The organism is Pseudomonas sp. E1MeOHC2 (assembly GCF_058745025.1).
This window is the reverse complement of record NZ_CP196675.1, coordinates 277,484-297,464: the sequence shown is the minus strand read 5'-3', so window position 1 is coordinate 297,464 and position 19,981 is coordinate 277,484. Positions and strand designations below refer to the sequence as shown.

Here is a 19,981-nt window from a genome sequence, read left to right as displayed (position 1 = left end):
CGTGCCAACGCAGGCTAGCGCGGCCATTTTAGCAGCAGGTGGCGGGGCGGGCTTTCGAGCGGGTCGCCGGCAGCAGCGCCGTGGCCAGCCCCAGCAGCGGCAGGAACGAGATCGCCTGGTAGACCCATTCGATGCCATGCAGGTCGGCCAGCTCTCCGAGCCCAGCGGCACCAATGCCGCTGATGCCGAACATCAGGCCGAACATCACCCCCGAGACCATACCGACTCGACCTGGCACCGCTTCCTGGGCATACACCACCAGCGCTGCGAAAGCTGAGGACATCACCAGGCCGATGGCAACTGCCAGCACCGCTGTCCAGGCCAGGTTGGCGTACGGCAGGGCGAGGGCGAAGGGCGCAACGCCGAGGAACGAGACCCAGATCACCGCCTTGCGCCCGATGCGATCCCCGACCGGGCCACCGGCGAAGGTGCCCAGGGCCACGGCGGCGAGGAACACGAACAGGTAAAGCTGGCTTTGCTGCACGCTCAGGCCGAAATGCTCGATGAGGTAGAAGGTGAAGTAATTGGTGAACGAGGCGATATAGACGAACTTGGCGAACATCAGCAGCGCGATCACGCCCACCGCGCGCCACATGGCGCCGCGTGACAGCCCGGGTGCCTGTTGGCCGGCAAAGCGCTTGAGCTGGGTCTGGCCGTGGCGGATGCTCCAGCCGGTGACGCGCAGCAGCACACACACGGCCAGTGCGGCGGCCAGCATGAACCAGGCAATGGCGGACTGGCCGTGCGGGATGACGATGGCCGCGGTCAGCAAGGGGCCGATGGCCGAGCCGGTGTTGCCACCGACCTGGAACGTCGACTGCGCCGTGCCGAAGCGTCCGCCGGATGCCATCCTGGCCACGCGGGAGGCTTCAGGGTGGAAGGTCGCTGAACCGACACCGACCACGGCAGCGGCCACCAGCAGCATCTGGTAGCTGTCCGCGAAGGCGAGCAGGCCGATGCCCACCAGGGTGACCAGCATGCCGGCAGGCAACAGGTAGGGTTGCGGGTGTTTGTCGGTGTACAGGCCAACCCAGGGCTGCAGCAGCGAGGCGGTGACCTGGTAGACCAGGGCAATCCAGCCGATTTGCGCGAAGCTCAGTGAGAAGTCGCTCTTGAGCATCGGGTAGATCGACGGCAGCACGGCCTGGATCAGGTCGTTGAGCAAATGGGCGAAGGCAGCGGCGCCGACGATGCGGACGAGAAACCCTTGCGGCGGGTCGGCGGGCGCGGTGGAGGAGGCCAAGGTGGCGGCAGAAGTCGTCATAAGCGAGGCTCTTTTGTCGAGTGATAGCAAGGCATTGCAGGCGGAGGATAGCCAGCGGTGCTTTTGTCTGTCTCACGTCGAACAGGCACTCACTAGCGCGTTTCGGACATCAAGGATCGCTGCGTCATTGACGGCCACGGCGGTTCCGACGGCCAACCGCGCAAACCGCCGCAGCACTGCTATGCCTAAACATGGCGCATTCACTCACCGCTGGCAGCGGTACCCCAGGGCGAGCGTAACGCACAGGTGCCGAGCAACTGGGAGGTGCCACATGCTTTTCATCATTCACTGGACCATCGCCCCGGAAAACCGCAATGCGGTCATGGCCCGTTTCGCCAAGAACGGCGGCGCCGCGCCCGCCAGCCTGAAAGTACTGGGCCGCTGGTATGCCGTGGGGCAGTTGCAGGGGTTTGCCGTGGTTGAAGGCGACGACCTGAACCCCGTGCTGGAATGGACATTGGATTGGACCGACCTGATGCAGATGCAGGTCTGTCCGGCGATGACCGACGAACAGATGGCGCCCTTGCTGCTGGCTGCAGTCAGCAAGATGACGCTCTGAAACCCGCCCTCAGGATGGCTCGTGTCGCCTGCCTTCGCGGGCCATCCACTTCAGCAGCGTTGCGATGGGCACCCGGCGGTGTACTTCGTGGCGCTGTGCAGCGTCGCCGTACCGTTCGCGATAACGGCTCACGATCAGGTGTCGGCCATCATCGGACACGCGTGCTTCAAGCTCGTGCAGCAACTGTTGCCGGGTGTCATTCTGCAGGCGTCTGAACAGCACCACCGGGGCCTGGGTATCATTCATCGTTTTGCACGCCTTGGCAGCTCGCCGGCCGTTTGCCAGGCGCGCCTGCCTTGCCCTCGGCGACCCGCTCGGCCCGCTGTTGGGCGGTGTAGTCGCGCACGGCCAGGTAGTAATCAGGCAGGATGCGCAAGGTGTCGGTTACCGGCAGCGCTTCGGCGCGGCCATCTACCACACCGCCTGCCATTGCCACGTTGCCCAGGGTATCGACCGTATCGCTGTTGTCGCCGAACGGGTCGATCGCCAAGTCCAGCACCTTGCCGGTCGCATCCCGCAGGTTGTGCGTGCCCAGTAACGGCAGCTCGACGATCGGGCCGTCGGCAATGTTCCACACGCCGAAGGTCTGGCCAAAGTCCGACGTGTGTCGGGCCAGCCCCATCTTCCCGGACACGTCGATCAGGCCTGCCACGCCCAGGGTCGTGTTGAAGATGAAACGCGTGAGGCTGGTCATCGCCCGCTCGCCATTGCCTTGCAGCAGGTCGTTGACCAGGACCTTGGGCTCGCCGAAGTTGGCCGCGAAGTTGTGCACGCCCTGCTGGGTGAAATCAGGCAATGCGCTGTAGCCACGGGCGACCGGTGCCAGCAGATAATCATCGACACTTCGGTTGAAGGCAAACACGGCGCGGTTGGCGGGTTCGGCCGGGTCGCTGAGCTGATAGGCCACAGGGCCACAGGGCCACAGGCACTGGCAGGTGGCCGCTGGCTACAGCCTCCGGCTGCGAGCAGTGACAAGGCGAGTAGGGCGTTGCGGGCTGAAAACCAGGCATAGAGGCGGGTGGGCATGGGCACATTCCTGACAAGAACTGGCGCCGATGGTGTGGCCGGTTGATTGCCTGGGAATGTCTGGATTATTGCCCGGCTGACACTTTGTTTCCGGGTTGAAATATATGACGGCAGCCTTGGGATGGCCTTAAAGTAAGCCTTTACTCCCTCTGTTCGCGGTGCCCTGGTGTGAGCCATTTGCTGATTGTCGACGATGATGTCGAAGTACTCGACCTGCTGCAGAAGTTTCTCCGTCAACACGGTTATGAGGTCGATGTGGCCAGTGATGGCCAAGGCCTTTGGCAGGCACTCGAACGTCGGGTACCGGACCTGGTCATTCTTGATGTCATGTTGCCAGGCGACAGTGGCCTGGTGCTTTGCCAGCGCTTGCGGGCCGAGTACAAAGTGGCGGTGATCATGCTCACTGCCATGGGCGAACTGAGCGACCGCGTGGTCGGCTTGGAGCTGGGCGCGGACGACTACCTGACCAAGCCGTTCGCGGCCCGTGAGTTGCTGGCCAGGGTGCGAGCGGTGTTGCGCCGGGCAGGCGAAAATGTGAGCAGCCCAGCCTCCACGCCGCGCGGGGTACTCGAGTTCTCTGGCTGGCAGCTGGAAGTGCTGCGCCGTGAACTGCGCTCGCCGGAGGGCGTGATGATCCCGTTGTCCAACGGCGAGTTTGAGCTGTTGCTGGTGTTTGTCGAGCACCCAAGGCGCGTGCTCAGCCGTCAGCAACTGCTGGACCTGGCCCGTGGCGAAGCGCACGAAGCCTACGACCGCAGCATCGATGTGCAGGTAAGCCGGCTGCGGCGCAAGCTTGAGCGCGATGACGGCAACGAACCGTTGATCCGCACCTTGCGCAACGTCGGCTATCTGTTCAGCGCCAATGTGACCAAGCAATGAGCCCGCTTGCCTGGGCGCGCAAGGCTCTGCCTCGGCCACGCGTCACCATCGCCCGCTGGATCGCCCTCACTACCCTGGCGGCCATGCTCAGCCTGCTGTTGCTCAAGTGGGTGTTCAGTGTGCTGCTCAGCGTATGGGCGCAACCTCCGTTGCTGGAAAGCGGCCTGATCGAGAAGGTCGCCTCGGTCGCCCGTATCATCGACGCCGCGCCTGCCGCGCAGCGGCAGGCTCTGGCCCGTGCGGCGGGGGATGCGTCGTACAGCGTGCAATGGCTGCGCCAGCGTGGCGAAGCCGGGTTGCCGGCACTGGCCGACAGCGAATTTCGCGAGGGCGCGCCGACATTGCGCGCCCTGTTGAAGCGCGCGGATGCGCAGATCGAGGTCTTCGGGCCGTCCGATTTGCCCGCCCAGGCGCAGCCGCGCGGTTACGCCCTGCTGATCGAGCTGACGGACGGGTCGTGGTTGCTGTATCGCGCCATCGACCGCAGCTGGGGGCTGGATGAACTGCCGCGCAACCTGATCATCCTGGCGCTGATGATCGCTTCCAGCCTGGCGCTCGCGTTGTTCGCCACGCGTTATCTGGCCCAGCCCTTGGAACGTTTCGCCGAAGGGGCGCGGCGCTTTGGCAAGGACTTCAATGCGCCACCGATTCCCGTGGTCGGCCCCTATGACCTGCGCCAGGCCATCCTTGCGTTCAACGCCACTCAGGCCCAGCTCAAGCATTTTCTCGATGACCGTACGCAAATGCTCGCGGCGATCTCTCACGACCTGCGCGCGCCATTGACCCGCATGCGCTTGCGCGCCGAGTTCATCGAGGACGGCGAACTGCAGGCCAAGTTGTTCAAGGACGTGGACGAGATGCAGGCGATGGTTGACGCCGCTTTGCAGTTTTTCCGTGATGATGCGCGGCTGGAGCCGACCACCGCGTTTGACCTGGGTGAACTGCTGTTGACGGTGGTGGATGATTTCAAGGATGCGGGCATGGACATCAGCCTCAGCGGCCCGCGCCGCTGCGTCTATGTTGGCCGGCCCATTGGCATCAAGCGGGTAGTGGTGAACCTGATCGACAATGCCGTGAAATATGGCGGTGAGCCGACGGTGCTGCTGGAGGTCACTGACGAGCAGATCGTCATCCGTGTCCTTGACCGAGGGCCGGGCATCGCGGAGCCTCTGCAGGAACGCGTTTTCGAGCCGTTCTACCGCATCGAAGGCTCGCGCAACAAGGACACTGGCGGGGTCGGCCTGGGCTTGCCAGCGGCGCGTGCCATCGTTCTCGAGCAGGGCGGTAGCGTGACCCTGAGCAACCGCCAGGGCGGCGGGCTCGAGGTCAGGGTCACGCTGCCTGCCGGTTGACCGGCCGTGGCGATCAGAGCCCCAGGTCACTGAGGCTGGGGTGATCGTCCGGGCGCCGGCCCAAGGGCCAGTGGAACTTGCGCTCGGCTTCGGCTATCGGTTGCTCATTGATACTCGAATGGCGGTTCTGCATCAGGCCGTCTTCGGCGAATTCCCAGTTCTCATTCCCATAAGCACGGAACCACTGGCCGCTGTCATCGTGGTACTCGTAGGCGTAACGCACGGCAATTCGGTTGCCGGTGAAGGCCCACAGCTCCTTGATCAGGCGGTACTCCAGCTCATGGTTCCACTTGCGTGTCAGAAAGGCCTCCACCTGGTCACGGCCACGGGGGAACTCGACACGGTTACGCCACACGGTATCGGGCGTGTAGGCGAGCGCCACCTTGGCGGCGTCGCGGCTGTTCCAGCCGTCTTCGGCGAGACGGACCTTTTCGATGGCGGTTTCGCGGGTGAAGGGGGGCAGCGGTGGGCGGGGCATCGTAGGGACTCCTCAGGTGGTTTACACCTAGGAGCGTAGTCATGGAGGGCGGTGCGGGGAATGGGCATGCCCGGCACTTCATAATTACGGTGGGCGGAACAATGGTGCTGTGGGAGGTCGCAATCGCGTCGCTGACGTTGTGGGGCCGGCAAGCCGGCACCCAGCGCAAAGGTTCGAGGGCTGATCAGTCCCAGACTGGCGCCAGACCATCGGGGCTGACTTCGCGGCCGTTGCGTTCAAGCGAGGCGATGCGTGCGATGTCGTCGGCGTCCAGGCGCAGGTCGCGGGCGAGCAGGTTGCTGGCCAGGTTTTCGCGCTTGGTCGAGGACGGGATCACTGCGTAGCCCAGCTGTATGGCCCACGCCAGGGCTACCTGGGCGACGGTGGCTTTATGCTTGGCGGCGATTTCGGCCAGCACCGGGTCCTTCAGCACCTTGCCATAGGCCAGGGTCATGTAGGAGGTGACGGTGATGCCTTGATCCTTTAGGAAGGCAGCCAGCTCGCGGTTCTGCAGGTAGGGGCTGAGCTCGATCTGGTTAGTGGCGATCTCACCTTTGCCGACCACGTCGATGGCCTGGCGGGTCAGCTCGATGTTGAAGTTGGAAATACCAATCTGCCGGGTCAGGCCCAGTTTTTTGGCTTGAGCCAAAGCTTGCATGTACTCGGTCAGCTCGACGCCATTGCCCGGTGCCGGCCAGTGGATGAGCAACAGGTCGACGTAATCGGTGCGCAGTTTGGTCAGGCTTTCGCGCAGGCTGGGGATCAGCTTGTCGGCCGCGTAGTTGTCGACCCAGATCTTGGTGGTGATGAACAGCTCGCTGCGCGGTACGCCGCTTTCGGCAATGGCCTGGCCTACTTCGGCTTCGTTCTTGTAGATCTGCGCGGTGTCGATGACGCGGTAGCCCAGTGCCAGGGCCGACTTGACCGAATCGATGACGGCTTGGCCGGTGAGGCGGAAGGTGCCCAGGCCGAAAACGGGAATGCTCATGAATGTGCTCCTGTTGAGTGAGGCGGGGATCGAATGACGGACGGTAGCGTGCTTCGATACCTGTTCGAGTGAGGATCAGTGTGCGGGTTTCAACTGAAATGATTAAGGCGAGTCTGGGCGAAGGTCATTTGACTTGTAGTCACGAATGGATGGGATGACCGTGATCGAGGCGCGCGCTCATGCCCTGGTTGACATAAGTACTGCGGCTGCGCAGTGCAACACTGTTTAGCTGCGGGCTGAATTCCCAACCGGAAAAGCCGCCAATGACTGCCCCAACGCTGCAACCCAATCTGACCGACACCCTGATCGCAAGCCGATTACCCACCTGGCTGGGCACGGCGTCCCTCGACCGACTTGGTACGTTGCGGGCAAGTCTGCAGCAGCAGCAACGCATCCAGCACCGGCTGGCAGCGCTGTTCTCCCGCATTACCCCATTGGATACCTTTGCCAAGACGTTGCTTGACCAGGCCTTGAGCGAACGGCAGATGCCTGGGCTTGATGTGCGTCAGGCGAAGCTGCGCCACACGACCCTCATTCCCGCATCCTCCGCAGTTCCTGGCGGGCTGGGCCAGGCGCTGAGCGAGGTCAGCGACGTGACGTTGCTGGCCGCGGCGCTGCACAACTTCGCCGAACAGCACACCCCGCCCGCAGGCGCGCTGCAAACCCAGGTAATCGTGGACGCTCAAGGAGCGGTGCAGGTGCTGAGCCCGGAAACCTACATTGCGCTTTGCCGAAGCGTGGATGTCGGGGGGCAGTACCAGGGCCATCTTGAGTCGATCCTGCTTGCGCCGGGGTATGAGGGCACGCAGGTCGCATCGCTGCTCGAAGAAGGTGCGCGCGTCAACCTTGAGGCTGACGTGCGCCTGGCAGCCGCCAGGGGTGACATCGATGAACGCACGTACTTGCAGTACCTTCCGGTTATCTCGAAAGTCGCCGTGGTGGCCGCCGACACCACCCGATTGAAGCCATTCGAGCTGCGGGTGCTGGGCAAGTTGCTGCGCGGGGTAGTGGCGTTCGAGGCGCGCCGAGAGGGGCGGTCGAGCGCGCCGCTTGAGGGGGTCGTGCTGTGGGTGCCTGATGATGTTCAGGGGGCGCTGCGGCGTTTTGATTCCTGGGATGATCTGTGGCGCAACCTGGGCCAACGGTGCCGGACGAATGGCTATCCCTCCTTTATTCAGCGGTTTATCAGCGAGCGTGATCGGTGCGCCTTTAGCCTCACCCTGCAACGTTTGTTGCAAGCCAGAGCGGGCGGCCCGTCCCTCCAACTCGATGGCCGCAGCCACGCGATCGCAGGGCCGCTGTTTCAGCACGTTCGTCAGGTGCGCCTCGACACGCTGCTTGACGATGCGTGCGTGTTGGCCACGCCCACCGCCAAGGCCAACCAGGTCGAGCGCGAGCGACGCATGAGCGACTATGCCAGTGCAGGGTTTGACCTGTTGGGGTTGGCCAGCCTGTTCGTACCCGCACTTGGCCTGCCTCTGCTGGGCATCGCTGCGCTGCAGATCACGGACGAGGTCTATGAAGGCTATGCCGACTGGCAGCTCGGTGATCGGGAGGGTGCGCTGAACCACCTGTGGTGCGTTGCTGAAAACCTGGCAGCGGGGGGCGCATTGGCGTCGATCGGTGTGGTCGCCGGGCGCTTGATCGAACGCTCTGCCTACGTGGATGCGCTGCTGCCGATAATGACCGAGCGCCACGAGCTGCGGCTGATCGATGCAGCCTTGCCAGGCTATGCGCTGCCCGACCAGGGGCTGGCCGTTGGCGAGCGTGCCGTAGTGGCCGGGCAGAGCCGTTTACGCACCCACCTGGCGACCTACCAGGTTGTTGAGGATGCTCAAGGGGCGGGCTTGCGCATCCGCCACCCCAGCAGGGCGCAGGCCTATTCACCTTGGCTCGACGACAATGGCGAGGGCGGCTGGACCCATCAGTTGGAAAGCCCACAGCATTGGCAGGGTGCGACGCAACTGATGCAACGCTTGAACAGTGCCTGGGCGACGCTCGACCCGCTGACGGCCGAGCGTGTGATGCGCATAACCGGCTTCGATGAAGGGCGTCTGCGTCGCTTGCACCTGGATCATGCACCGGCGCCGGCACGGTTGCAGGATGCCTTGCAGCGCTACCAGTTACATGCGCAGCACCCTGAGTTGCACGGCGCCGCATTTGAGCTGCACTTGAGCGGGCTGCAGAGCCCCACAGGGGCAGCAGAGCGTGTGTTGAAACGCGACTTCCCCGGCCTTACACCGCGCTGCGCGCGGGAAATTACCTTGCGTGCTGGGCCTGATGTGGTCGACGCCATGAATAGCAGCCAGCGTGTGCCCCTGGCATTGGCCAGCGAAGCACGCTGGTTGTTGCGTGACAGCCGCCTGGATCGCGCCTGCGCGGGGTTCTATCAGGCGGCGGCGGTGAATGCTGACACCGAGCGGCTGGCGCTGGGCTTGACTGCTGATGTGGCACCGTGGGCGCAAACCGAGCGGGTCGAGCTGCGCAGCGAGCGCTTGAGCGGTGATCTGCTGGCCCAGTCCGGAGCACAAGATGCCACCCGAGTGAAGTACATCGTCAAGCGTGGCCAGGGCTACCAGGCTTTGGACACGGCGGGGGTGACGCTGCCCTCAGCGAGCGAAAACGACAGCGTGGTCCAGGCACTGTGGTGGCACCTTGATGAGGCACAGAAGCAGAGGCTGGGTGAGGGGGGGCGAGCGGCAGAGCAGCTCGGTCATGCCTTGGCCATTCGGGCTGGCGAGCAACGGGAGCGCGTTGCAACACTGCTTGGCATGGCCCCGGTAGAGGGTGCGATACGCCCGCCGGTGCGCCTTGGCGATGGTCGGCTGGGCTACCCACTGAGTGGTGGCGATGCCTCGCGCCCGCTACGCGGCCAGGTTGTCACCACGGCGGACCTGCAGGCCCGCCAGTCCATTCGCGCCGGGCTGCACCAGTTGTTCCCGCACCGCCCAGCACAGGACGTGATGTGGCTGGCCCTGCAACTGGCGCAGAGGCCTGGGCGGACGATCTGGACGGCGTTCAGTGAACTGGCCAGGCAGGTAGAGCGGCTCGACCTCAGCCTGCGTGCCTGGCGGGGGCAAGCCACGGCTGAAAACTACCATCGCCGCCAGCGTGTCGGGCAACTGATCCGCGAGGCATGGCAGCCTGACTTCTACGGCCCGGGCGGGGTGGAAGCGTTGGTGGTGCGCAATGACCCGGTAGGGAATTTGCCCATGTTGCCGCCAGGTCTTCACTTCGGGCACCTGCAACGCTTGTGCTTGAGCAATGTCGGATTGACCTCGCTCCAGAGCGATTTCCTTGGCCGTTTCAGCCATTTGCGAAGCTTGCAACTCAGTGGCAACAAACTGACCGCAGTGCCTGGCTTGGGTGACCTGCACCGCTTGATCCGCCTGGATCTGCAGCACAACCGGCTGGCTACCCTGGATGAGGTGCAGCACCTGTCGTCACTGACCCAGCTGGCCTTGAACGACAACCAGCTCACTGCCATACCCGGCTTGGCAACCCTCACCCGGCTCACGCGCCTGGACCTGCGGCGCAACCGCCTAACTGCGCTTGACGGTGTACAGGGCCTTACGCTGCTGACGCAACTGGACTTGAGTGACAACCTGTTGTCAGCCCTTCCCGAGCAGATTCGCAGGCTCGTGCGGCTGCAGTACCTGAATGTGAGCAACAACCAGTTCACAACACTGCCAGCGGGTATTGAGCACATGGTTGGCCTGACCCAGTTGAACCTTGCCGGTAATCGCCTTACCGACCTGCCGGACACCGTGGGCGGGCTGAGCAGGCTGTTGCAGTTGCACCTGGCAGAGAACAGATTGACGCGTGTACCAGCGGCGCTGAGCAATTTGACGGGCTTGAGAATCCTCAACTTGCGCGGCAATCGCCTCACGGCCATACCCGAGGGCCTGGAACGGCTGCGGCAGCTGGTCGAGCTGTACCTGGCTGACAACCAGATCATCATCGATGCGCCAGGTGGCCAACGGCTGGAAGCCTTCAGCGCCTTGCGAACGCTCAGCTTGAATGGCAACCCTATTGGCATGATTCCGCCACTGCGCAACCTCGACCACCTGCTTCATCTGTCGCTTTGCTCGACAGGGCTGAGCGAATTTCCCCTGGCGTTTATGGAGCGCCATGCGGGCGTGTATGTGGATCTTGCCGACAATCTGATAGTCGAGCTGAGCGAGCGGGCATTGGGCTGGATTCGGCAACACCCCAACCGACTCAATTTGAACAACAATCCCCTTGATGAGGAGGTGCTGGCGCGTTGGCGGGCGGCGCGCATGCAGTTTGACACGCTGAGCCAACGGGGCTGACGCAATAGTTACCGCAAGCGCCCCGCTGTGCAGTGGTGCAATCGCGGCTTCAGCCTTGAGGAGCCTGCGATGCAGAACTCGCCTTTCCCCGACGATTCCACCGATGCTTTGGTTGCCAGTCGCCTGCCTGGCTGGTTGACCAAGGCCTCGCCAGAAACCCTCTACAGCCTGCATGAGAGCCAGCGACGGCAACAGCAGGTACAGCAGCAGTTGCACAGCTGGCTGGCGCAGATCACGCCGCTGGATGCCTTTGCTGCCCCGTTGTTGCAAAACGCTTTGCAAACGCAACATCAGCTGACGCTCGATGTGCGCCAGGCCAACTTGCGACGCAGGACGTTGCAGCGTTTCCCTTCACACATTGCTCACATCCCGGATGGCATCAAAGAGCGGATCTACCAGCACAGCCTGTTGCAGTCGGCCCTGCACAACTTCACTGAAGGCGAAACACTCGCCAGCGCGATCTTGCCGGGCACCGCCGTGCTGGATGCGACCGGGCAGGCGTGTGCCCTTTCTGCCAAGGCTTTTTTCACGCTGTGTCGCTCGCTTGACCTGGGTGGCCAGTATCAGTCCTACCTGCGGGCGCAACTGGTGCCGAACGGGGAGGCTGGCCGACAACTCGAGGCGCTGGTTGAGGAAGGGTTTCGCGCAAGCCTGGAGGCGGCGCTGAAGCTGTCCCTGGTCAACGGGGAAATCCCGCAGCACGCCTACGCGCATTGTGCTCCGCTGTTTGCCCTGTTTACCCCGGGTGCTTCTTCGGTGCCGGGGTTGCGCCCAATGCAACTGTGCGTATTCGGCCAGTGGGTGCGCGGTGCAGTGGCGTTTGAAGTCACCCATCAGGGGGCAACCGGTGCGGCGTTAGAGGGGGTCTTGTGCTGGATCCCCGATGACCCTCAAGGCCCCTTGACCTGGTACCCATCCTGGGACGTCTTGTACGTGACCCTGGGCAAGCAGTTTCGCTTGCCAGGCTACGTCGAGTTCTTTCAGCGGTTTATCGGCGCCCGCGACCTGGAAACCTACACGCGTGCCTTGGACAAGGCGTTGAAAGCCAGCGGCCTGGATGTCCCGGTCCAGCTTGATGGGCGTCATGAAGCCATCGACGTGCCGCTGTTCGAACACTTGCGCAAGCAGCAGATCGACACCTTGCTGGACAATGCCAAGGTGCATGCGGTGCCTACTGCAGAAGTGGATGCGCAGGTGCGTGACAGGCGCCTGCATTTCTACCTGAGTTTTGCGCTCGATGCATTGGGCCTGGCAAGTTTCGCGCTACCCGTGCTGGCGTTGCCGCTATTGGGTATTACTGCGCTGCAGGTGGCGGATGAGGTCTATGAGGGTTATGCCGATTGGTATCTGGGTGACCGTCAGGGCGCGTTGGAACATGTGTATGCGGTTGCCGAGACCGTGGTAATGACCGCTATCAACGTAGGCGCTGGCGCAGCATCGCACCGTCTGGCACGAGCCGCACGGGTCGATGACTTGGTGCCTGTGCACACGGATGAGGGGGCGTTGAGGCTGTGCGACCCCTATTTGCCAGGCCACATCGCTGCCGGTGCCGGGCAGCATGGGCTTGAGATGCCCCATGAATGGCATGGCAGTGTCGAGCTGCTGCAGGATCTTGACCCTCAATGGACACAGCTGGATCAGCAGGCCGTGCACACCGTGATGCGCGCCACGGGCTTCAACGAGGACCAGCTGCGCCGTCTGCACGTGGAACAGGCCCCGTCTCCGGCGCGTTTGAAAGACGCCGTGCAAAGGCAGCAGTTACACGCTGAATTGCCGTGGCTGCAAGACGAGGGTTTTGAGCGTCATCTGCAGGCGCAGCAACCTTTGCCATCGGACGCTGAAGCGCAGCTTTGCCGGGACTTCCCCGGGCTGTCCGTCAACGGGGCACGTGAAATTCTCGAACACAGCGCCGAGGGGCTCGTCGAGCAGTTGCAAGCGCGTCAGCGAGTACCGCTGGCCTTGGCTGAGCAGGCGCGCTGGTATCTGCGCGATGCACGCTTGGACCGTGCGTGCGCGGGTCTGCTGCAAAGCGCTGCAATCAACCGGGATACCGAGCAATTGGCCTTGGGCCTGATCGCGGAGCGCGCGCCCTGGCGCGGGTTGCGGATAGAAATGCGCAAGGGGACGCACTTGGGTGAACGAACAGCCTGGATAGGGCCGCAAGAGGCCAGTGAAGTGCGTACCGTGCTCAAAACGGACGAGGGTTATCAGGCTCTGGATGCAGAGGGCCAGCCGATGCCGTCGGCCAAGGCCGACGACAGCCTGTTCCAGGCATTGCTGTTGCAGCTGGACCCGTGGCAGAAGAGGGCATTGGGCAATGCCGGGGATTCTCCGCAAGCGTTGGCCGATAACCTCTCGCAATGGGCCAGCGAGCAACGCGACAAGGTCGCCTCTTTATTGGCTATGGCGCCGATCGGGCTGGGCTTCCGGCCGCCGGTAAGGTTGGGGGACGGTCGCCTGGGCTACCCGTTGAGTGGGCGAGGCGAAAGCAGTAACCGCGCATTACGGCGCGGTGTTCAGCGGCTGTTTCCTGACGTTGACGAGAATGCCATGGTGCGTTTCGTCGCTGAAGCCCGCAGCCTTGGACGGCCCCCCTGGAACCATTACCTGCGGCTGTGTGACGACTTGCGCGCCTTGGATCAGGCGTTAGGGGCGTGGCGTCGGCAATCCTCCGGGCCCATCCAACTGATCAGACGCGCGCGCATTGCCCGGCGCATTCGCCATGCCTGGCAACGGCGCGTTCGCGATACGCACGGCAATCTTGCGCTGATACTGGACGGGACACGCCTGGGCACACTGCCGGCATTGCCCGAGTCGGTACGCTTCGAGCGCGTGACCACGCTGACCTTGAGCAGCCTCGAACTCACCGCGGTCGATCAGGGTTTTCTCGCCCGTTTCCCCAACGTGCGGCATCTGGACCTGTCGTCGAACAGGCTGGTATCAATACCCGATACCAGCACGTACACGCAACTGGAGCTGATCGACCTACGCGATAACCGTATCGTCGATATCAGCGAAGTGCAGGCTGGTTTGTTGCGCGCTAACCCAGACCGCGTGCGTTTGCAGGGCAACCCGTTATCAGCCGAAGCGCGCGAACGGTTGGCCATCGAGCCTGTGGCGCCGCGCGCGCAGGCCGATGAGCCGTGGTTCGACGGGTTGAGCGATGAGGAGGCTGCACACCGGCGTAGCCAGTGGCAGGCGCTTGAGCAGGAAGCTGGCAGCGATGGTTTCTTTGTGTTTCTTGAGGCATTGTGGCCCTCCGAGGCCTCTGCACTTCAACCTGCCGAGATGCGCCGGCGGGTGGGGGAATTGCTCAATGCCATGTACCACCATGCGCATATCCGTCGGGCCATTTTCCGCCAGGCCGCTGTACCACAACGCGGCATTGATCTTGATGCACTGATCATCAGCCTTCAGGTGGCATTACGTACAGACGGCCTGCGGGGCAGGGCGCTGGAACGGGCGTTGCGTAGCCTGGGGCGTGAGCTGTTCAGGCTAGACCAGGTCAACCGCTATGCAGCGCAGCACATCGAAGCCTTGCGCTTGCGCGCTGTACCCTTCAATCCAAGCGAAGTTTTTTTGGCCTTCCGCGTTCAGCTTGCAGAGCCACTGGGCATTTATGGCCAGCCCACGTACATGAGTTTCAGGCACGTCGAACAAGTGACGGCTGATGACCTGATCGCAGCCGAAGCTGCGGTGTACGACGCCGAGAACTCCGAGGCACTCAGCCAGTACCTGGCACAACAAGCGTTCTGGCACGATCATGTGCGGGTCGCCTATGCCGATCAGTTTTCGGCCGTTCGGCAGGCGTACGCTGATCGGCTAGCTGCATTGGCTGTAGACCCGGCGACAGGGCAAATGCCGGAAGGTGACGCTGACCGCCTCGTCGAGCAGCGCAAGGAAGAGGAGCAGGCACTGAGGCTGAGCTTGGCCCGTGGCAACGCTTGGACATGGTATCGGCTCGAACCGCCCCATGGCCCGGGTACCCGCGCCTATGCTCATTTGTCGAGGCGCCTTGAGATGAGCCTGGATACCTGGCGCGGGCTGCCCGGTGACCCGGAACATGATGCTCGATCTCATATTGCAGACGTCCTGCGGGCGTTTTGGCAGTCCAATTACCGCGAGGAGGGCCCCTCTCTGGGCTCGTCCAGTGTTGGCTCGGCCATCAGCTCGTTGCCAGGGCTTCCCTCAGGCATCATGTTTGAACGGTTACGCGCCTTGTCATTACGCAATCAGCAACTTTCGGTTGTCGATGCCGATTTCTTGCGTCGATTTCCCAACCTGGAGGATGTGGACCTGTCGGGGAATCGGATCGCTCACCTGAATGGGTTGGAACATCTGCCACAACTGCGCCGGTTGACCCTGGGGGGAAACCGGCTCGAAACGGTCAGCGGGCTGGAACACTTGACTCAACTGACCGATCTGGATCTCAGTGGTAATCAACTGGAGCAGATGCCTGACGGTGTCGAGCAGTTGGCTCAACTGACCAGCCTGGATCTGTCCTTTAACCAGATCGCGGGCTTGGATGATCGTATCGGGCAGTTGGCAAACCTTGAGAACCTGCAGCTGCGCGGCAACCTGCTGGGTACAGTGCCCAGCACGCTCGGCAATCTCGCCCAGTTGCGCATTCTAAACCTGGGTGCGAACCGTTTGCAGGTTGTCCCGGAGCATTTGAGTCAGCTGAGCCGGTTGACCCAGCTGTACCTGCAGGACAACGCCATCACCTTGGATGCGCAAGGCCAATTACGCTTGGAATGGTTCGCCAGGCTGGAAATTCTCAGCCTTGAAGGAAACCCGCTGGGTGCATTGCCGCAGTTGCGCTACAACATACACCTGCAATTTTTGTCATTACGAGCGACGGGCATGCGCAGTTTTCCTCTGGCTCTACTGCAACGCTATCCCGAGTTGATCGTCGACTTGCGCGGTAACCGAATTGGGGTGCTGACCGATGAAGCGTTGAGCTGGGTGGAGGCACATCCGGATACGGTCAATCTTGAGCACAATCAGCTGAGCGAGGCTGTTATGGGGCGAATTCGAGAGGCGCTGGCGCGGTTGATGGCAGAGCGGGAGAGGGTGGCTGAGCAACAGATGCCGCCCGCGCGGAGGAAACCACGGGGTCGTAGGGGCTGAGGCTGAAAAGGACATGGCCCACCGGGCGGTGGGCCATGCAGCGTAACGATCAGCGGCGGCGGAACAGCGGCAGCGGCTGGTCGGTGGCGCCCTGGTAGGTCACCGAGAAGTCCTTCAGGCTTTGCAGTGCGTCTTCCGGGTCTTTGTCGGCGCGGATGGCAAACGCATCGAAGCCGCAGCGAGCCATGAAGAACAGCTGGTCGCGCAGCACGTCGCCAATGGCGCGCAGCTCGCCGGTGAACTTGTAGCGGTCACGCAGCAGGCGCGCATTGGAGTAGTTGCGCCCGTCGGTGAAGGCCGGGAAGTTCAGGGCGATGACCTGGAAGTGCTGAACATCATCGCCGATCTCTTCCGCTTCTTCGTCGCTGTCCAGCCAGATGCCAAGGCCGCCGTCGCGGGCCTTGAGCACGTGGGCATGGTCGCGCCACAGTTGCAGCGGGACGATGTAGTCGTCGCAGTTGGTCAACTCGTCGAACGAGGTTTCCTTGGGCAGCAGGTGCCAGGTTTCGTCGACGATCTGGTTGTTCTTAATGATTCGCTGCATAGACGCGTTCCTTGAAGGGGTCGATGCCGATACGCTGGTAGGTGTCGATGAAACGCTCTTCCTCGGTACGCTGTTCAACGTACACGGCGATCAGCTTTTCAATCACATCGGCCATGGCGTCCTGGGCAAAGGACGGGCCGAGGATCTTGCCCAGGCTCGCGTCACGTGCAGCGTTGCCGCCCAGGGACACCTGGTAGAACTCCTCGCCTTTCTTGTCCACACCGAGGATGCCGATGTGGCCCACGTGGTGGTGGCCGCAGGCGTTCATGCAACCGGAGATGTTCAGGTCGATTTCGCCGATGTCGAACAGGTAGTCCAGGTCGTCAAAGCGGCGCTGGATGGATTCGGCGATCGGGATCGACTTGGCGTTGGCCAGCGAGCAGTAGTCGCCACCCGGGCAGCAGATGATGTCGGTCAGCAGGCCGATGTTCGGCGTGGCGAAACCACCTTCGCGCAGCTCCAGCCACAGGGCGTGCAGCTGGCGCTGCTCGACGTCGGCCAGGATGATGTTCTGTTCGTGCGAAGTACGCAGGAAACCGAAGCTGTAGCGTTCGGCAAGGTCCGCCACGGCGTCCAGCTGCTTGTCGGTCAGGTCGCCTGGGGCAACGCCGGTGGGCTTGAGTGACAGGGTCACGGCCACATAGCCAGGGCGCTTGTGAGCGCGGGTGTTGCGCGAGCGCCAGCGGGCGAAGCCTGGGGCTTCGGCGTCCTGGGCGCTGTAATCCACATTGTCCAGGGCCAGGTAGTCCGGGTCGATGAAGTGGCGCGAAACGCGCTGTACTTCATCTTCGGTCAGGGTGCTGCTGCCGCCACGCAGGTGGACCATTTCGGCCTCGACCTTCTCGGCGAACACTTCAGGCGTCAGTGCCTTGACCAGGATCTTGATCCGCGCCTTGTACTTATTGTCACGGCGACCGTAACGGTTGTACACGCGCAGGATGGCGTCCAGGTAGCTGATCAGGTCCTGCCAAGGCAGGAACTCGTTGATGAACGAGCCAACCACCGGGGTACGCCCCAGGCCGCCGCCGACCAGCACGCGGAAGCCCAGTTCGCCCGCTTCGTTGCGCACTGGCTCCAGGCCAATATCGTGCACTTCGATGGCGGCGCGGTCTTCCTTCGAGCCGTTGATGGCGATCTTGAATTTACGCGGCAGGTAGGCGAATTCTGGGTGGAAGGTGGTCCACTGACGGACGATCTCGCACCATGGGCGCGGGTCGATCAGCTCGTCTGCGGCAACACCGGCGAACTGGTCGGTGGTGGTGTTGCGCAGGCAGTTGCCGCTGGTCTGGATCGCGTGCATCTGCACGGTGGCCAGCTCGGCAAGGATGTCCGGGATGTCTTCCAGCGCCGGCCAGTTGTACTGCACGTTCTGGCGGGTGGAAATGTGGGCGTAGCCCTTGTCGTAGTCGCGAGCGATCTTGGCCAGTGTGCGGACCTGGCGGGCGTTCAGCTGGCCATAAGGCACGGCGACGCGCAGCATCGGGGCGAAACGTTGGATATAAAGGCCGTTCTGCAGGCGCAGAGGGCGGAATTCTTCTTCGCTCAGCTCCCCGGCCAGGTAGCGGCGGGTCTGATCACGGAACTGCTTGACGCGGTCCTCGATGATCCGCTGATCGTACTCGTCGTATACGTACATAAAAGTCCTGTCTCAGGCTGCATGCAGCTATTCGCGCGCACGGCCGCGCACTCCGGTTCGGAGCTGGGGAACGATATCAGAGTGTGTTTATGCGCTAAAGTGATGTTTTTGCATATGAAAAGAACCAAACGAACTAAGTGAGACTGACTGGCATTTGTTCGCCCTGAGGTGCCGTGGGTTTATACTCGCGGGTTTGTTGCAGGGGTGTAACCGCATGCTCAAGGCGCTGTGCCAAAGCTTGTGCCTGAGCTTGCCTTTGGCAGCCAATGCGCAGGCAGCTTCAGTCGTGTTCCTCAACCCAGGCCTGTCCAATGAGACATTCTGGGTCAGCTATTCACGCTTCATGCAGGCCGCAGCCGACGACCTGGGGTTGACGCTGCGGGTGGAATACAGCGAGCGCAGTGCCGAGCGGGCACTGAACCAGGCACGGGCGCTGCTCAAGGGCCCGCAGCGCCCAGACTACCTGGTGCTGGTCAACGAGCAGTATGTGGCGCCGGAAATCATCCGCCTGTCGCAGGGCACCGGGGTGAAGCTGTTTCTGGTCAACAACGGTTTGACCGCCAGCCAGGCGCAGAGCGTCGAGGCCCAGCCAGAGAAATATGCTCAGGTACTGGGCACGCTGACCACCAACGATGAACAAGCCGGTTACCAGATGCTGCACGAGATGGTCGCCTTGCTGCCGCCCGGCAACGAACCGGTGGACCTTGTAGCCTTTGCCGGAGTGAAGACCACCCCCGCGTCGCAACTGCGTGAAGCGGGCATGCGCCGCGCCTTGGCCGATTTCCCCCAGGTCCGCTTGCGCACGGTGGTGTACGGTGGCTGGAACCGTGAGCGCGCCTTCGAGCAGGCGCGTGTGCTGTTGGAGCGCTACCCGGATACCAAGCTTGTGTGGTCGGCCAACGATGAGATGGCCTTCGGCGCCATGCAGGCGTTCGAGGCCGCTGGGCGCATGCCGGGGCGCGATGCCGTGTTCAGCGCCGTCAACAGTTCGCCCGAGGCGTTGCGGGCGCGTATTGACGGGCGCCTGGGTGTGCTCATGGGCGGGCATTTTACCTTGGGGGGGTGGGCGATGATCATGCTCAAGGACGATGCGCAGGGGCTGCAAATCAATCGGGATGGGCTGCGTGAGCACAGTGTCCCAGTGTTGCAGTCGATCGACCCGGACAAGGCGCGACGTTGGCTCAGATTGCTCGAACGTGACGACTATGGCATCGACTTTCGACGCTACAGCGCTCAAGGTCGCCCATCCAGTTTTCAGTACCCCTTTCTGACGTCGCCTGTGGAGTATTGACCTTTCGACCCGTCGAATGGCGAAAAACCTTGCTTGAGGAAAGGGCATTGCTCGTCTTAACTGCTGGAGGTGAAGTGCATTCCCATAACCACAACAAGAGGCAATGCAATGGGAAACTCAACCAAGATCCGCAAAGCTGACAGCAGTGTCGATGCCTGGGCGATTCTTTGCTTGATCGTCCTGGTGGTCGTTACCGCCGTGTATTGGGTCAGCCACCAGTAGACTTCCATTCAGACCGTGATGCAGCCAAGGCGCCTGTGGGATGGACTCCCGCAGGCGTTTTCATTCAGGTATTGAGCATCAGCGGGCGGTCAGGTGCATGGCCAGTTGCACCAAGCCGATCAATACCAGAATAAATAGCAGGGTGAACACCGTGCCCATGACAATGAAGTGGCTGGCTTTGCCGTGGGTGAAGTCGCGTGCGCGGTTCTTGCCGCTTTGCACACCAAAGGCGGCGGCGAGGATGCTGTGCAGCATTTGCCAGAAGGTAGGGGGCTTGCCTTGGCTTGAGTCGTCCATGG

At 62.6% G+C, this 19,981-nt stretch carries 13 protein-coding genes and 1 pseudogene; 6 read left to right on the top strand and 8 right to left on the bottom strand.

Translation table 11 applies throughout. From position 1 onward, the window contains the following. Positions 1 to 28: 28 nt before the first annotated feature. Complete coding sequence (locus ACSSU5_RS01265; protein ID WP_492560435.1) at positions 29 to 1,264, bottom strand: MFS transporter; 1,236 nt, start codon at positions 1,262 to 1,264, stop codon at positions 29 to 31. Positions 1,265 to 1,535: 271 nt separating this feature from the next. On the opposite strand from ACSSU5_RS01265, the gene ACSSU5_RS01260 reads away from it, so the two are divergent. Beyond that, positions 1,536 to 1,823 (top strand): DUF3303 domain-containing protein, encoded by a 288-nt coding sequence (locus ACSSU5_RS01260; RefSeq protein ID WP_264312631.1) that lies wholly within the window; start codon positions 1,536 to 1,538, stop codon positions 1,821 to 1,823. 9 nt (positions 1,824 to 1,832) lie between these two features. Here the strand turns inward: ACSSU5_RS01260 and ACSSU5_RS01255 are convergent, their stop codons facing one another. Together ACSSU5_RS01255 and ACSSU5_RS01250 are read right to left on the bottom strand one after the other, a co-directional pair. Further along, positions 1,833 to 2,069: a hypothetical protein gene (locus ACSSU5_RS01255; protein ID WP_264312632.1), complete on the bottom strand. Its 237-nt coding sequence runs from the start codon at positions 2,067 to 2,069 to the stop codon at positions 1,833 to 1,835. Continuing rightward, positions 2,062 to 2,849, bottom strand: a pseudogene (locus ACSSU5_RS01250) (MlaA family lipoprotein). Before ACSSU5_RS01250 ends, ACSSU5_RS01255 begins: the two are co-directional and overlap by 8 nt. Before the next feature lie 168 nt (positions 2,850 to 3,017). Between ACSSU5_RS01250 and ACSSU5_RS01245 the strand changes: the two are divergent. Continuing rightward, positions 3,018 to 3,728 carry a response regulator gene (locus ACSSU5_RS01245; protein ID WP_264312634.1) on the top strand — a complete coding sequence of 237 codons (711 nt, stop codon included), beginning with the start codon at positions 3,018 to 3,020 and terminating at the stop codon, positions 3,726 to 3,728. Continuing rightward, entirely contained in the window at positions 3,725 to 5,080 is a 1,356-nt protein-coding gene (locus ACSSU5_RS01240) for a sensor histidine kinase (protein WP_492560434.1), read from the top strand. Before ACSSU5_RS01245 ends, ACSSU5_RS01240 begins: the two co-directional genes overlap by 4 nt. Positions 5,081 to 5,093: 13 nt before the next feature. On the opposite strand, the gene ACSSU5_RS01235 is transcribed toward ACSSU5_RS01240, so the two are convergent. Beyond that, positions 5,094 to 5,558: a nuclear transport factor 2 family protein gene (locus tag ACSSU5_RS01235; protein ID WP_492560433.1), complete on the bottom strand. Its 465-nt coding sequence runs from the start codon at positions 5,556 to 5,558 to the stop codon at positions 5,094 to 5,096. 184 nt (positions 5,559 to 5,742) lie between these two features. After that, positions 5,743 to 6,546, bottom strand: coding sequence for a 2,5-didehydrogluconate reductase DkgB (gene dkgB / locus ACSSU5_RS01230; protein ID WP_492560432.1), 804 nt, complete (start codon positions 6,544 to 6,546; stop codon positions 5,743 to 5,745). Positions 6,547 to 6,809: 263 nt separating this feature from the next. On the opposite strand from dkgB, the gene ACSSU5_RS01225 reads away from it, so the two are divergent. Together ACSSU5_RS01225 and ACSSU5_RS01220 are read left to right on the top strand one after the other, a co-directional pair. Next, on the top strand, positions 6,810 to 10,859 hold the full coding sequence (locus ACSSU5_RS01225) for a leucine-rich repeat domain-containing protein (RefSeq protein ID WP_492560431.1): 4,050 nt from the start codon (positions 6,810 to 6,812) through the stop codon (positions 10,857 to 10,859). 69 nt (positions 10,860 to 10,928) lie between these two features. Then, complete coding sequence (locus tag ACSSU5_RS01220) at positions 10,929 to 15,989, top strand: NEL-type E3 ubiquitin ligase domain-containing protein (protein ID WP_492560430.1); 5,061 nt, start codon at positions 10,929 to 10,931, stop codon at positions 15,987 to 15,989. A 49-nt stretch (positions 15,990 to 16,038) separates the two neighbouring features. On the opposite strand, the gene ACSSU5_RS01215 is transcribed toward ACSSU5_RS01220, so the two are convergent. Continuing rightward, positions 16,039 to 16,533 carry a DUF934 domain-containing protein gene (locus ACSSU5_RS01215; RefSeq protein ID WP_264312640.1) on the bottom strand — a complete coding sequence of 165 codons (495 nt, stop codon included), beginning with the start codon at positions 16,531 to 16,533 and terminating at the stop codon, positions 16,039 to 16,041. Continuing rightward, the gene (locus ACSSU5_RS01210; protein ID WP_264312641.1) at positions 16,517 to 18,169 is read right to left on the bottom strand and encodes a nitrite/sulfite reductase; all 1,653 of its coding nucleotides are present in this window, start codon (positions 18,167 to 18,169) and stop codon (positions 16,517 to 16,519) included. Before ACSSU5_RS01210 ends, ACSSU5_RS01215 begins: the two co-directional genes overlap by 17 nt. Before the next feature lie 214 nt (positions 18,170 to 18,383). On the opposite strand from ACSSU5_RS01210, the gene ACSSU5_RS01205 reads away from it, so the two are divergent. Further along, positions 18,384 to 19,460, top strand: coding sequence for an ABC transporter substrate-binding protein (locus ACSSU5_RS01205; protein ID WP_492560429.1), 1,077 nt, complete (start codon positions 18,384 to 18,386; stop codon positions 19,458 to 19,460). Positions 19,461 to 19,760: 300 nt separating this feature from the next. Here the strand turns inward: ACSSU5_RS01205 and ACSSU5_RS01200 are convergent, their stop codons facing one another. Beyond that, positions 19,761 to 19,979: a DUF2970 domain-containing protein gene (locus ACSSU5_RS01200; RefSeq protein WP_264312643.1), complete on the bottom strand. Its 219-nt coding sequence runs from the start codon at positions 19,977 to 19,979 to the stop codon at positions 19,761 to 19,763. Positions 19,980 to 19,981: the final 2 nt, after the last annotated feature.

What these genes read in the sequence shown, in the direction of transcription:
- ACSSU5_RS01205 (WP_492560429.1), top strand. Translation starts at nt 18,384, where the DNA reads ATGCTCAAGGCGCTGTGCCAAAGCTTGTGCCTGAGCTTGCCTTTGGCA.
- ACSSU5_RS01200 (WP_264312643.1), bottom strand. Translation starts at nt 19,979, where the DNA reads ATGGACGACTCAAGCCAAGGCAAGCCCCCTACCTTCTGGCAAATGCTG.
- ACSSU5_RS01215 (WP_264312640.1), bottom strand. Translation starts at nt 16,533, where the DNA reads ATGCAGCGAATCATTAAGAACAACCAGATCGTCGACGAAACCTGGCAC.
- ACSSU5_RS01260 (WP_264312631.1), top strand. Translation starts at nt 1,536, where the DNA reads ATGCTTTTCATCATTCACTGGACCATCGCCCCGGAAAACCGCAATGCG.
- ACSSU5_RS01265 (WP_492560435.1), bottom strand. Translation starts at nt 1,264, where the DNA reads ATGACGACTTCTGCCGCCACCTTGGCCTCCTCCACCGCGCCCGCCGAC.
- ACSSU5_RS01240 (WP_492560434.1), top strand. Translation starts at nt 3,725, where the DNA reads ATGAGCCCGCTTGCCTGGGCGCGCAAGGCTCTGCCTCGGCCACGCGTC.
- ACSSU5_RS01220 (WP_492560430.1), top strand. Translation starts at nt 10,929, where the DNA reads ATGCAGAACTCGCCTTTCCCCGACGATTCCACCGATGCTTTGGTTGCC.
- ACSSU5_RS01210 (WP_264312641.1), bottom strand. Translation starts at nt 18,169, where the DNA reads ATGTACGTATACGACGAGTACGATCAGCGGATCATCGAGGACCGCGTC.
- dkgB (WP_492560432.1), bottom strand. Translation starts at nt 6,546, where the DNA reads ATGAGCATTCCCGTTTTCGGCCTGGGCACCTTCCGCCTCACCGGCCAA.
- ACSSU5_RS01235 (WP_492560433.1), bottom strand. Translation starts at nt 5,558, where the DNA reads ATGCCCCGCCCACCGCTGCCCCCCTTCACCCGCGAAACCGCCATCGAA.
- ACSSU5_RS01225 (WP_492560431.1), top strand. Translation starts at nt 6,810, where the DNA reads ATGACTGCCCCAACGCTGCAACCCAATCTGACCGACACCCTGATCGCA.
- ACSSU5_RS01255 (WP_264312632.1), bottom strand. Translation starts at nt 2,069, where the DNA reads ATGAATGATACCCAGGCCCCGGTGGTGCTGTTCAGACGCCTGCAGAAT.